The following is a 12,637-nucleotide window of genomic DNA, read 5'->3' as shown; positions in this document are numbered from 1 at the left end:
GGTCTGGTCCTACAATCGAGGCATGACACAGCTCGCGAGCTCACGGGACCTGTCGTCGCCGGAACGTTTGCAGGCGTTTACCGATGCCGTGGTGGCGATTGCCTTGACCCTGCTGATCCTGCCCCTCATGGAGAGCGTTGGGGAGTTGGCGGACCATGACGGAACCACGGCCCAATGGCTTGTGGAGGAGCAGTACGCCCTCCTGGGTTTTGCCCTCAGCTTCATCCTGATTGCCGTGTTCTGGACGCACCATCACCGACTGTTCCGTCAGGTGCGACAGGTGGATTCGGGGTTGCTGTGGCTGACCGTCGGCTGGATGTTCTTCATCGTGGTGATGCCTGTGGCAACGTCGCTCTCCACGCAAATGGATGCCGACTGGGCCCAGCCGCTGGTGTACATCGGAACGTTGTTCGCAACCAGTTTGATGCTCCTCCTGGCACGTATCTATCTCAGGGCACATCCCGCGCTCCACACCATGAACCCGGGTGAGATGCGCTCCGGAATCCGGGCCGGGACGGTTGTGGCCGCCCTTTTCCTCGCTGCGTTGCTTGTGGCCCTTGTTCTTCCGTCAGCGGGCAACTTCCCACTGCTGCTGATGTTGCTCAGCGAGCCGCTCCAGCGACTGGACCGGCGCAGGGAACCCAGCAAGCCCGCAAAACGATAGGCACCTGAAGAATTCACCGATTAGGATAGGTGAAAGGCAATTTCAGGAGGATCCGTGAGCACCCCCACGAAGAATGTTCGGTCAAGCACGGGCAGCGCAGAGCCGTTGGACGCCATCGATGAGCGGATCCTCGCAGCCTTGGTGGAGGACGCCCGCATTTCCAACAAGCAGTTGGCCGAACTGGTGGGCATCGCCCCCTCCACGGCCCTGATGCGCACACGCGCCCTGTCCGAGCGCGGCATCATTGAAGGCTTCGAAGCGGTCCTGAGCCTGCCGGCCATTGGACGTTCAGTTCAGGCGTTGATCGCCGTACGTCTTCGCGCCCACGACCGCGACCAGATCGACCGCTTCACCGCCCGGGTGCCCAAGCTTCCGGCCGTCATCTCGACGTTCCACACCACTGGCTCCGTCGACTACCTGCTGCACATCGCCGTCGCCAATACGGACGACCTCCGCAACTGGCTCCTGGACAACCTCGCCACCGACCCCGTGGTCGGCCACACCGAAACCACCATGGTGTTCCAACACATTCCCGGCAACCGGGGACCGCTGCCCGAGTAAACTGCAGAGGGACCCTGCGCGTCAGTCCCGCAGGGCATTCTTCAGCGACACAACGGCCAGTGCCAGCGCCGCCGCACCGCAGAGGACGGTGAAACCCACGACGGCGGCCTGCAGGCCCCACGCCGTGACAGCCACTCCCAGCCCAATCACCGGAACGGCGCTGCCCAGGTACGTAATGACGTACACCGTGCTGATCACCTGCGCATGACGGGCAGCCTCCACTTTTCCGGCGACCTCATTGAAGACCTGCCTGAAAGCTATGCCTTGGCCCATTCCTGCCGTGATGCTCGCCGCGACCAGCAGCCAAGGACTGGACCACGCAGCTGCAGCACCCACCATGACCACGGAGACGCCCAGCACTGCCAGAGCCACGGGCACCGCAAAACGCCCGCGGACGCCCAGCAATTGGCTGAACGCTGAAGCGCCCAGGGTGACTCCGGCCAACAGGCCGATCAGCGGCCGGGAGTCCGCGTGGACCACCGTGGCGAAGTAGCCCGGTGCCAGTGACAAACAGAACCCGAAGACCGCGAAGCTCAGGAATCCGGTGGCAGCCGCCATCCAGAAAGCACCCCTGGCGTTACGGGAGATGGACGGTTTCCGCGGAGCCAGGACCCTGTGGGCCCGGGGACCGTCCGCAGGGGCGATCGCGGGCCTGGCCTTGAGCAGCCACAGTGGAACAAGTGCCGCCAACAGCACTGCCGAATGCAGGTAGTAGGGCGTACGGGTGGGCTCCGGAAAGAGCGACAGAAGCCCTCCGATGGCCGGACCTGCCGCCACGCCGCCAGCAGAGGAAAGCAGGGTGAAACGGGAAGCCCAGTCGGGGCGTTGGGGCAGCAATTCCCGAAGGGCTGCCGAACTGGCTCCGGTAGCGAGTCCCACCGCGACCCCTTGAAGGGCCCTGCCCGCGGACAACGACAACAGCGAATCGGCATTGGCGAAGATCACCCCACCCACCAGCCCCACCAGGACTGCGAGCACCAATGCAGCCCGGCGCCCGATGTGGTCCGACCAGTGGCCCGCCAGCATGAGCACCGCCACCAAGGCCAGGACGTAGCTGGAAAAGGCCACGGTCACATCAAGCGATGACAAGCCGATCCTGGCTTGCAGCAAGGGGTACAGGGGCGTGGCCAGGTTTGCGCCAACCAGCAGCGTAAAGATCACAACCCCTGCCAGGACCAGCCTGGCGGTGGTGGAGGCATCCCATCCCCAGCGTCCGGCGGTAGCCGGGCGCATGCGGAGTTCGCTCAAGACAGTCATTTCCATGCCTTCGGACTCGGTGGCTTGCAGTTGATTCCTTGTGGGAGGTACTGCCCGGCCAAGTATTGATGGCAATAGAATGCAGGAGCACTGACCCTTCCAAGCGTCAAAAGGTGCAAAGATTGATCAAAATACTCAAAGAGGCAGCCGCCGAGTGATCCGGAGTGACCATTTGAACACCCTCGACCCCCTGGACCTGAAGATCCTCCTCGAACTCATCAGGGACCCCCGCATCCAGATAGCCGAACTCAGCGAAGGACTCGGCATCGCGCGGAATACCGCCCAAAGCCGGCTCAAGCGCCTGCTCCGCACCGGCGTCCTGCAGGCCGCCGGACGTGAGGTGGACCTCGAAAAGGTGGGGTACGACGTCGTCGCTTTCGTCACGATCGAGGTCACCCACCGCGAACTCGACGGCGTCATTGGCGCCCTGCGCCTCATCCCCCAGGTCCTCGAAGTGCACGAGATTTCCGGCCGCGGAGACCTGTGGTGCCGTGTGGTGGCCACCGACACCCACAACCTGCAGTCCGCGCTGCGCTCGGTCCTGCGAACCAAAGGGGTGATCCGGACCGAAACAGTGCTGGCCCTTCACACGCATATCCCTTACCGCACCGAACCGCTCATCGGACGGATGGCAGCAGCCCCAACACGCAGCAAAAACGAGCAGAGCCCGGGGGCAGAGGCCTGAGGAAACTAGGATCGTAGGCATGGATTGGCTTTCACACATTTCCCAGATCAACTGGCTCGCCGTTCTCCTGGCCTTCATTTCAAGCATGGTGATCGGCTTCATCTGGTACATGCCGGCCGTTCTTGGACGCCGGTGGATGGAGGCGATCGGCAAAACCGAGGACGATCTCAAGAACATCGAAGGCGGCGCGGGAATCTGGGTGCCCATGATGCTCGCAGCCGCCGTGACCAGCATCCTCCTTGCCGTCCTCATCAGCGCACTGGACCTGAACACCTTCTGGGCGGGCGGCTTCTTTGCCCTCATTCTCGCCGTGGTCTTCCGCGCCGGGGGCCATGTGATCCACAACGGCTTCGCAGGCCGTCCGTCGTCCGTGACGGTGATCGATTCCGGCCACGACATCGTGGCAATGACTGTTGCGGGCGTCATCATCGGAGCCATGCAGTAGCGTTCACGTTGTGACCATTATCGACAACGCCGTTTATGTGGACGGCGTCCGCACAGCCACCCCGCGCAGCCTCGAGCAAACCTTCGAGACCTTGGCCCAACACGGTGGCATGGCCTGGATCGGCCTCTATCGCCCCACCCAGCAAGAGATGGCTGCGGTAGCCCGGGAGTTCGGCCTGCACAGGCTTGCTGTGGAGGATGCCGTTTCTGCCCATCAGCGGCCGAAGATTGAACGCTATGACAGCAGTTTGTTCACGGTCCTGCGACCTGCGAGGTACCTGGACGAGACCGAATCCGTGGAGTTCGGCGAGCTGCACATCTTCACCGGCTCCAACTTCGTGGTGACCATCCGCCACGCCGAAACCGGCGGGGTGGCCCGGGTCCGCCACAGGTTGGAAGCCCGGCCGGACCTGTTGTGCCACGGCCCCGAGGCGGTCCTCTACGCCCTCCTGGACCAGGTAGTGGATGACTACGCACCGGTGGTTGCGGGCCTGGAAAATGACATCGACGAGATCGAAGACCAGCTCTTCAGCGGCGACAGCGCCGTGTCCCGAAGGATCTACGAACTCGCCCGCGAAGTCATCCAGTTCCAGCGCGCCATCCAGCCCCTCCCGGACATCATGTCCTTGCTGGAGAAGGGCTTTGAGAAGTACGGCGTGGACATCGAACTGCAGCGCTCCCTCCGCGATGTCGAGGACCACGTGCAACGGGTCATTTCACGGGTGAACTCCTTCCGGGACCTGCTCCAGAACGCCTTGACCCTGGATGGCACTCTGACCGCCAACCGGCAAAACGAGGCCAGCGCCGCCCAAAACGAGCAGGTCAAGAAGATCTCGTCATGGGCTGCCATCCTCTTCGCTCCATCGTTCGTGGCCGGCGTCTACGGGATGAACTTCGACTACATGCCCGAGCTTCACTGGACCTTCGGCTACCCCATGGCCATTGGCCTCATGGTGGGTGCGGCAATGCTCATGTACCTCATCTTCAAACGCAAAGGGTGGCTGTGACGCCCCTTGTGAGGCCGGCTCCGCGCGCTGCGAGGGACACCGCCAAGAGGCTGCTGGAAGGGATAGCCCTCGACGCCGGACGTTCGGGCTTTGCGCTCGAAGAAAGCCAGCGGCAAGCAGCCGAACGGCTGGCGGCCTTGGGCGCGGAGGTGACTGTCCGGCGTCGTACTCTCTCCCGGAAAGTGCCACGAAGCCTTTACCTCCACGGCCCGGTGGGACGTGGCAAAACGTGGTTGATGGACAGTTTCTTCGCCCACTTGGACGCGCGAAAACGGCGGGTCCACTTCCACGACTTCTTCCGCAAGCTCCACACGGGAACCCGTGGGTCCAGTGCGGGCAGCGCAACGGCAATCCAGCATTCGGTGGACGCGTTGCTCGATGGCATTGATGTGCTCTGCTTTGACGAGTTCCATGTCCACGACGTTGGTGACGGCATGTTCATTGCCCGTCTCCTCCGCACCGCAGCGGAGCGCCGCATCCCTTTGGCGGTCACCTCGAACTACGCACCGGATGATCTCCTGCCCAACCCGCTCTGGCACGACCATTTCCTGCCCACCATTGCGGCCATCAAGGAGATGATGGACGTTGTGAAGATTGATGGTTCGTCAGACTTCCGGCGCTTTCCCGCAAACGGGTCAAACGGTCCCAGTGGCTTCGATTCCTTCCGGGCGGGGCAGATCATCGAACCTGGGACGCCCCGCCAGCTGGGAAAGCTCGGCCTGTTCACCCCGCCGGCCTCGCAAAGCCGGGTGCTCACGCCCACCACCCAGGCGATCGTCGTCAAGAACTCCGATCCCGATGTCCTTTGGGTGGGATTCGAGGAGTTGTGTGGCGGGCTGACCTCCACGTCCGACTATCTGGTCCTGGCTGAAACATTCACCACCTGGGTGATCGACGACGTCCCCTCACCGGCGGAGGCAGCGTCATCATCCGCTCCCGCCTGGCAACGCTTCAGCAACGTGGTGGATGTCCTGCACGATCAGGACATCACTCTGTTCCTCATAGGCCGCGGGCCCCTGGACTGGGACATCGAAGCCGGGGGCAACGGCCTGCCCGTGGACCTCGCCCGTATCGCCAGCCGTTTGTCCTTGCTCGGCCGTTCCCAGCCCGAGGATGACGGGGCACGTGAAGAGGCCGCCGGAAGCTGAGCCTCCGGCGGCATCAGGACCGCGTGTAGTCAGGTTCTCCTATAAGGCTCCGCCGGCAGCAGAGGGTGCACCGGCGTCGTGGCCGCCGTCGCCCACGGCTTCGCGGGCCACGTAGTTTTCAATGTCGAAGAGGTTCTCGGCACGCTCGGTGATGTTGAGCAACGTGGTCATCGATGCCACTTCTTCGACCTGCTCCTTCAGGAACCACAGCATGAACTGCTCGCCCAAGGCATCGCCTTCGGCACGGGCAGCACGGAACATTTCCTCGATGTTCCGGGTAACTTCCTTTTCCTGCTCCAGGGCCAGGGCGATGGGTTCCTTGGCGTTGCTGAAGTTGTTGCGCACAGGGGCAATGCCCGGAATTTCAACGTGGACATTACGGTCCAGCATGTACTGGACCATCATCATGGCGTGGTTGCGTTCCTCCAGGGATTGGCGGTAGAAGTGCCGGGCAAGCTGCGGCAGGTCTTCACCGTCAAAGTACACCGCCACGGCGATGTACTGCTGGGAGGCTGCAAACTCGTTGGCAACCTGGGCGGACAACAGTTCATTGAAGGTCTTGTTAGCCATGGCTCGATCCTACAACCGCGCAACTTCGCCCCGCTGGGTGAAATTCAGCCCGGTCTACGGCAGGAGGAAGCTGACGCCCACACCTGCCGCCGCGGCCACGACACTGGCGACCATTGAACCTAAACCGTTGAGAAGGGCAAGTCCGGTCCTGCCACTTTGAACCAGGCGGATCGTTTCCAGGCTGGCCGTGCTGAAGGTGGTGTAGCCGCCCAGGAAGCCGGTGCCCAAGACCAAGTACAAGGACTCGGGTGCTTCACCGCGCATCATCAGCCCCGCCAGGAAACCGAGTACCAGTGAGCCCGAAACGTTGATAACAATGGTGGCCCACGGGAGGGCAGTCTTCACCTTTGCACGAATGAGGCCGTCCACCAGGAACCTGGCAGCGGCGCCCACTCCCCCGGCCAGGCCAAGAAGAAGGACCGTCACGCTCCGGTTCCTGTTCTCAGCCGGTGATGCCAGGCGCCGAGCCAGATTCCGGTGGTCGTGGCTGCGGCCCCACCCAGGAGACTGGCGGCCAAGTAACCAGCAGCGGCAGGGACGGCGCCGGCGCCCAGCAAGTGGACCGCGTCCACTGCGAGTGTGCTGTAGGTGGTGTAGGCGCCCAGGAACCCCGTACCCAAGGCCAGCCGAACGACCCGGCGACTTCCGACGTCGGGCCCTCTGCGGGCGAGTCCCTCAAGAAGGGCGCCAAGGGCCAAAGCCCCGGACAGGTTGATGACCAAAGTGGGAAGGGGCCAGGATCCGGGCGCGGGAATCACCAGTCCCAGGCCATAGCGCGTGAGTGCCCCCACCACCCCTCCGGCGGCAACGATCCCCATGAATCCCCAGTGCAGGTGGACAGGACGTTTGGACTTAGTCGTCGTCATGGTCCTCCGGGACCCGCGGGTTCACGGGTATCACCAGCACGGGGCGGTTTTGTCGGTGCAGCAAATGGCGGGCTACGGAACCGGCCGTCAAGTCCTTGAGTGTCGCCGTCAGGCTGTGCTCGCGCGTGCCCACCACGATCATGGATGCTCCGAGGTCCTCCGCCTCTCGGGCAAGGGCCTTCGCCGGTTCTCCCGCCAGTGGAATGATTGACCACTTGATGCCTGTTCCAGACAGTTGTCCGGCGATGGTTTCTTTCAACGCGCCAACGGCGTCGGGAGCATCATCTTCCATACCGTCAGGATCAATCGGAGCCGCAGGACCGCCGGTGGTACCGTCCACCGGATACACGGTGACATCGACGTAGCCGAACACCAGGGGAAGGTTCGCGCTGAGGGCTACGCGGGCCGCCTGCTCCACCACCACAGGATGTTGTCCAGGCATGACGCCCACCAGGACAGGTCCGTTCATGCCATCGGAGAACTCACGACGGCGGGCAGGAGTCTCAGTCACAGGGCAAGTCTACGGCGCGGCAGGTCAGCTGTTGTTTCGTCAGCGGTTGTGTCGGCGCCCCGTCACCGTGGCGACAAGCAGGGGGACCACCGAGGAAACCATCAGCACATTGCCCAGCGCCACGTCCCCTCCCCGGACCACTGCTCCTGCAATCAACAAGCCACCGAACATCAAGGCGGCAACGCCAGCCCGTGCCAACCGGATCAGCCGCGCCACCTGGCGCTCCAACCGCCGGTTGGAGACCTGCAGCGAGCCCTCCTCCAACCGCGCCACCAGCCCGTCCAGCCTTTTGGGCAGGCGGAAGGCCAGCGTCGCGGCGTCGAGTGTCTGCGAGGCGATGTCATTGAGCAGATTGCCGCGTTCATCGCGCAACAGTTGGGCGGCGTAAGGCTCCACCGAATCCCACAGGTTGAAGCGCGCGTCCAAGGAACTGCAAACACCCGACGTCAGGGACATCGCGCGGATGATCAGCAGGAAGTTCTCCGGCAGTTGGAACGGAAGAGAGCGGATGACGCTTCCGAATTCGGCCCCGAAATCGCGAAACTCCCGCGGGTCCACATCGCGAAGTTCCGCGAAGCCCATGCCGCCAAAGCGGGCAAACAGCTGCGTCATGGCGCGTTCGAGCTCCCCTGTGTCAGCCGAGGGCATCAGCACTCCGATGTCACTGATCGCAGCCACCAGCCCTTTGCCGTCCCGGGAGGCGGCGGCGATCAGGAGCTTGCGAAGCCCGGCACGCGTTTTCGTGGGAACCTCGCCCATCATGCCGAAATCAATGAACGTCAATTTCCAAGGATGCTCCGCGTCGCCACCGTTGGGGGTCACGAAAATGTTGCCCGGATGGGGATCAGCGTGGAAGAAGCCATTCGTGAAGAGTTGGTCAAACATCACCGATGCAAATACGGGTGCCACGTCCGAGGGATCGATGCCAGCCAAGCGGAGCGCCTCGGCGTCGGTAATCTTGATGGCAGTGACGTCCTCGAGGGTGAGCACCCGGCGCGTGGTCCGCTCCCACACCACTGCGGGCACAGTCACCCTGGCATCATGGGCGAAGTCCGCGCCAAAACGTTCGGAGTTGGCCGCCTCATTCAGGTAGTCGATTTCCTCCAGGCTGGTGTGGGCAAACTCCTTGATCAGCGCCGGGACGTCGGCGCGGTCAGAGACGATGCGGATCCGGCTCAGCCACCCTCCCACTTTGCGCAGGGCGGCGAGATCAATGTCAACGATGCCCTGTATGCCGGGCCGCTGGACCTTGAAAACCACACTGCTCAGCCCGGTATCCTCGGCGTTGCCGGGAAGGAGTTTGGCACGGTGGGCCTGCCCGAGGGACGCGGCTGCGATGGGCGTCTCCTCGATCGAGGCGAACACCGATTCCAGAGGTGCCCCCAGTTCAGCCTCGGCAAGCTGGCGAATGGCCGGAAACGGCACCGGTGGCACCTCGTCCTGGAGCCCCTCCAGTTCCGCCGTGATTTCCGGAGGCAGGACATCCAGTCGCGAGGACATGAACTGGCCCACCTTGATCATGAGGCCGCCAAGCTCCACCGCGAGTTGGTGGAAGCGTTGGGCGAAGCGCGTCATTCTCCGGGCACGATTGCGTTCAGTCAGCCGGCGCAGGCCCAACCGAGGCAGGAAAAGCTCGAACCACCACGTCACCGCGAGGTGCCAGGCGGCGAAACGCAGGATACGGCGGTAGCGGGCACTGGCGCTCACTCCGCCCGCCACATCTCCTGCTTGATCACGTCGACCCGACGCCACCCCTCAGTCCTGAGCGAGGATCGAGTACAGCCGGCGGCGTGCTTCTTCCAGCACCGTCACCGCTTCCCGAACCTGTTGCGGTGTCCCTGTCCGGCCCACTTGTGCTGCAGCCTGGGCAAGTTCCATCCCGGCTTTGGGCAGTGCGGCAAAACCCGGGCCCGAGGAGGCACCCTCTGAACTCCAGGGTGCGGACGTCCCGGAACCGGCCACGTCCTCCCGGCCTGCTTCAGTCAAGGAATAGATCTTGCGTCCGCTGGATTCCTCCGAAGTGACAAAACCCTCGTCCGAGAGGAGCTGAAGTGTGGGGTAGACCGAACCTGCACTTGGTTTCCAGTTGCCACCGCTGCGCTCTTCGATTTCCCGAATGATCTGATAGCCATGCATCGGCCGTTCGGCGAGCAGGGCCAGAATTGCGGTCCTTAGCTCACCCCGGCCGGCCCGCCCTCCGGAGCGCTTCTCGAATCTCGACCGGAACTCCTCCACGGCCTGCCACATTCCGTCGAAATTGTTTCCCATAAAGCCGCTTGAATTGTGCATTGAGCCCACCTCATGACATCGCGAACGATACTGAACGATATACCTAACGATATAGCTGGTGCATTGCCAAGACAATGGACATCAACTGGCGGGATCGTACTGGAACGCCCTGACTTCCTGGGCGCAGCGGCAAGCCGCTGCCATCTTCGCAGCCCATTCCAGCGCCGCGTCATGAGATGGCAGCTCCAGGATGGAGTAGCCACCTTCAAGCTGCGATGTCCGGGGGTACGTTTCCTCCCGAACCGCACCACCGCCGTCGACCATTACCGGCGGGACGCTTTCATCGAAGCCCCCGCCGAACACCCACACCCCTGCGTCCTTGGCCTCCTCGCGGCCAGGCTCCGTGTGTGGCTCCGCTTTGCCCGATGGCGCAGATGGCAATAGCGTTGACCATGGCGGAGACGATGAAAGGGCGACGGGTTGATCAGCGTACTGCGAGCCCCAGGTTCGATCGAAAACTTGACCGGAATAGTGGGCATCGCAGCTCAAGTGATTGACGCCTTGGGTGAGTGGGGCGTCGGCCTGATGACGTTCCTTGAGACCGTCTTTCCGCCGATCCCCAGCGAGGTGATACTCCCCCTCGCAGGCTTTCTGGCCCAGCAAGGCAGCATGAGCATCGTTTTGGTCTTCGTCACCAGCACACTTGGCGCTTACGCGGGTGCCTTGTTCCTGTACTGGCTGGGCTACAAGGTGGGCTTGGAAAGGGCGATTACTTTGCTCTCGAAACTGCCCCTGGTGGACAGGGAGGACTTCGAAAAAGCGTCCGCGTGGTTTGAACGCCACGGCAAATCCGCCATCTTCTTTGGCAGGCTCCTGCCTGGCGTAAGAAGTCTCATCTCCCTGCCCGCGGGTGCCGAACGGATGAACCTCCTGACGTTCTCCATTTTCACTATCGCCGGTGCCGGCCTGTGGAATGCCTTACTGATCGGCCTGGGCTCCTTGCTCGGCACGCAGTACCACCTGATCGAACAGTATTCCCGGTTCCTCAACTACGCCGTGTACGCAGCGCTGGCCGTGTTCGTGGGCTGGCTTGTTCTGCGGAGTGTCAGGCGCCGGAAGTCAGCGGAATGCCGGTAGCCCGGACGGTTTCCGCAGAAACACGGCAACCAACAGGGCCATTACCAAGCACAGGCCGGCGTTGACCCAGATGGCAGTGGTCACCCCTCCGAGCACGGCCGGGGCAGCATGGTTGCCGATGGCCACAATCCGCGCAGTAAAAATGGCGCTCATCACCGGTATGCCCAGGGTGATTCCGATTTGCCGGCTCATGGTTGCCAGTCCAGTGGCCAACCCCTGCTCGGTGTCCGTCACTCCCGACGTCGCAGTGACCATAAAGCCCACGATGACCACCAGGTTCGCCACTCCGCCGATGAAGGTCGCCACCAGCAGCAGTCCGATGGAGGCAGGTTCGGCGCTCAGAAGCACCAGCGCACCGGTGGCAATGGCTTGAACGATGAAACCATAAACGATCGCCTTCTTGTTCCCGAGCTTGCCTATGACCTTGGGGCCAAGGACTCCGCCAAGGACCGTACCAAGACCCAGCACAGCAAAGGCCAGACCGGCGCCGAGCGGGGTGTAGCCGAGGACCTGCTGCAGGTACAGGGTCAGGAGGAAAACCAGGGACGTCTCGGTGACGAAGGCCAGGATGCCCGCCGTGTTCCCCCACGCCACAGTGGACCGCTTCAGGATGCCCAAGGGTACCAGCGGCGATGCGGCCCGACGCTCGACGGCTACGAAAGCGATGAAAAGCACGACGGCGGCCACAAGGGAACCCAGCGTCAGCGGATCGCTCCATGAGTGCTCGGCCGCGTTCGTGAGGCCGAAAACCAATGCCAGGAGACCCAGCGTGACCGTGATGGCGCCCGGTACGTCCAAGCGCAGCCTGGTAGCTGGCTTGCTTTCGGACAGAACCATCGGGCCAATAATGAGCACAGCGAGGGCTACGGGGATGTTGATGAGGAATGCCCAGCGCCAACTGAGCAGATCGGTCAGCAGCCCGCCAAGGATGGCACCGGTAGTGAATCCGGCGGCCATGAGGGAACCGTTAAGGCCCAGCGCCTTATCCCTCAACGGCCCTTCCGGGAACGAGGCAAGGAGGAGTGCCAGGGCTGCGGGGACCACCATGGCAGTGGCGATGCCTTGGCCCACGCGGGCGATGAGCAGCACCGCCGGGACCGTGGCCAAGCCACCGGCCAGCGAGGCCACGCCAAGCAAGGCCATACCGAGGAGGAACATCCGGCGGCGGCCTGCGATGTCGGCGGCACGCCCGAACAGCAGAGTCAGACCGGCGGCGCATAAGGCGAACGCCGTCGCGATCCATTGGAGGTTCTCCAAGCCGAAGCCGACGTCGGCACCTATGGCCGGGAGTGCGACGTTGAGGATGGAGAAGTCAACGGCCAGGGTGAAACTGGCCGCTAGCAAGACGACGAGCGCAAGCCTTTGCCGGCCCGTCATCCGCCCGGGTGGAACGGCGGCATCCGAGGGCCGTCCGTCGGGTTCTGCTGCAACGTGCGATGTCATGGGAGTCCTTCCGTGGAGGTGGTGCTGCTGTTGCGCACCATCTGGAATCTCCACTGTCACCGAACGCGGGTGACTCAACCACACCCCCTCGTGCCTACCCCTGACAGGGACAGGA

The 12,637-nt window shown here is 63.1% G+C and carries 16 protein-coding genes; 7 read left to right on the top strand and 9 right to left on the bottom strand.

Going from position 1 to position 12,637, the window contains the following annotated elements:
- Positions 1-22 precede the first annotated feature (22 nt).
- Complete coding sequence (locus FDP28_RS05190) at positions 23-664, top strand: TMEM175 family protein (protein ID WP_144659572.1); 642 nt, start codon at positions 23-25, stop codon at positions 662-664.
- A 54-nt stretch (positions 665-718) separates the two neighbouring features.
- On the top strand, positions 719-1,225 hold the full coding sequence (locus FDP28_RS05185; protein WP_144659569.1) for an Lrp/AsnC family transcriptional regulator: 507 nt from the start codon (positions 719-721) through the stop codon (positions 1,223-1,225).
- Between the two features lie 21 nt (positions 1,226-1,246).
- Here the strand turns inward: FDP28_RS05185 and FDP28_RS05180 are convergent, their stop codons facing one another.
- Positions 1,247-2,482, bottom strand: coding sequence for an MFS transporter (locus tag FDP28_RS05180; RefSeq protein ID WP_144659567.1), 1,236 nt, complete (start codon positions 2,480-2,482; stop codon positions 1,247-1,249).
- 172 nt (positions 2,483-2,654) lie between these two features.
- Here FDP28_RS05180 and FDP28_RS05175 point away from each other — a divergent pair, with 172 nt between their 5' ends.
- The 4 genes from FDP28_RS05175 to zapE are packed head-to-tail and all read left to right on the top strand — an operon-like array spanning position 2,655 to position 5,766.
- Positions 2,655-3,167 (top strand): Lrp/AsnC family transcriptional regulator, encoded by a 513-nt coding sequence (locus FDP28_RS05175; RefSeq protein WP_144659565.1) that lies wholly within the window; start codon positions 2,655-2,657, stop codon positions 3,165-3,167.
- Between the two features lie 19 nt (positions 3,168-3,186).
- Complete coding sequence (locus FDP28_RS05170) at positions 3,187-3,612, top strand: DUF1761 domain-containing protein (protein ID WP_144659562.1); 426 nt, start codon at positions 3,187-3,189, stop codon at positions 3,610-3,612.
- A gap of 10 nt (positions 3,613-3,622) precedes the next feature.
- The gene (corA, locus tag FDP28_RS05165; RefSeq protein WP_144659560.1) at positions 3,623-4,618 is read left to right on the top strand and encodes a magnesium/cobalt transporter CorA; all 996 of its coding nucleotides are present in this window, start codon (positions 3,623-3,625) and stop codon (positions 4,616-4,618) included.
- The gene (zapE, locus tag FDP28_RS05160; RefSeq protein ID WP_260842341.1) at positions 4,615-5,766 is read left to right on the top strand and encodes a cell division protein ZapE; all 1,152 of its coding nucleotides are present in this window, start codon (positions 4,615-4,617) and stop codon (positions 5,764-5,766) included. The genes corA and zapE overlap by 4 nt, the downstream gene beginning before the upstream one ends.
- Before the next feature lie 39 nt (positions 5,767-5,805).
- On the opposite strand, the gene FDP28_RS05155 is transcribed toward zapE, so the two are convergent.
- The 7 genes from FDP28_RS05155 to FDP28_RS05125 form a co-directional block, all read right to left on the bottom strand.
- Positions 5,806-6,336 (bottom strand): ferritin, encoded by a 531-nt coding sequence (locus FDP28_RS05155; RefSeq protein ID WP_144659557.1) that lies wholly within the window; start codon positions 6,334-6,336, stop codon positions 5,806-5,808.
- A 54-nt stretch (positions 6,337-6,390) separates the two neighbouring features.
- On the bottom strand, positions 6,391-6,762 hold the full coding sequence (crcB, locus tag FDP28_RS05150) for a fluoride efflux transporter CrcB (protein ID WP_144659555.1): 372 nt from the start codon (positions 6,760-6,762) through the stop codon (positions 6,391-6,393).
- Positions 6,759-7,202 (bottom strand): fluoride efflux transporter FluC, encoded by a 444-nt coding sequence (locus FDP28_RS05145; protein WP_144659552.1) that lies wholly within the window; start codon positions 7,200-7,202, stop codon positions 6,759-6,761. Before FDP28_RS05145 ends, crcB begins: the two co-directional genes overlap by 4 nt.
- Positions 7,189-7,713, bottom strand: a complete 525-nt coding sequence (locus tag FDP28_RS05140) for a universal stress protein (RefSeq protein WP_144659550.1) — start codon at positions 7,711-7,713, stop codon at positions 7,189-7,191. Before FDP28_RS05140 ends, FDP28_RS05145 begins: the two co-directional genes overlap by 14 nt.
- 39 nt (positions 7,714-7,752) lie before the next feature.
- Complete coding sequence (locus FDP28_RS05135) at positions 7,753-9,465, bottom strand: ABC1 kinase family protein (protein WP_144659548.1); 1,713 nt, start codon at positions 9,463-9,465, stop codon at positions 7,753-7,755.
- A gap of 3 nt (positions 9,466-9,468) precedes the next feature.
- The gene (locus tag FDP28_RS05130; protein ID WP_260842340.1) at positions 9,469-10,002 is read right to left on the bottom strand and encodes a PadR family transcriptional regulator; all 534 of its coding nucleotides are present in this window, start codon (positions 10,000-10,002) and stop codon (positions 9,469-9,471) included.
- 81 nt (positions 10,003-10,083) lie between these two features.
- Complete coding sequence (locus FDP28_RS05125) at positions 10,084-10,383, bottom strand: YciI family protein (protein ID WP_144659545.1); 300 nt, start codon at positions 10,381-10,383, stop codon at positions 10,084-10,086.
- A 39-nt stretch (positions 10,384-10,422) separates the two neighbouring features.
- On the opposite strand from FDP28_RS05125, the gene FDP28_RS05120 reads away from it, so the two are divergent.
- Positions 10,423-11,079 (top strand): DedA family protein, encoded by a 657-nt coding sequence (locus tag FDP28_RS05120; protein ID WP_144659543.1) that lies wholly within the window; start codon positions 10,423-10,425, stop codon positions 11,077-11,079.
- On the opposite strand, the gene FDP28_RS05115 is transcribed toward FDP28_RS05120, so the two are convergent.
- The gene (locus FDP28_RS05115) at positions 11,062-12,456 is read right to left on the bottom strand and encodes an MFS transporter (RefSeq protein WP_144659694.1); all 1,395 of its coding nucleotides are present in this window, start codon (positions 12,454-12,456) and stop codon (positions 11,062-11,064) included. The two genes, FDP28_RS05120 and FDP28_RS05115, sit on opposite strands and share 18 nt — an antisense overlap.
- Positions 12,457-12,637 lie beyond the last annotated feature (181 nt).

The organism is Paenarthrobacter nicotinovorans (assembly GCF_007670255.1).
GTDB lineage: Bacteria > Actinomycetota > Actinomycetes > Actinomycetales > Micrococcaceae > Arthrobacter > Arthrobacter nicotinovorans_B.
The sequence above is the reverse complement of the archived record's forward strand: the minus strand, read 5'-3'. Positions and strand labels throughout refer to the sequence as shown.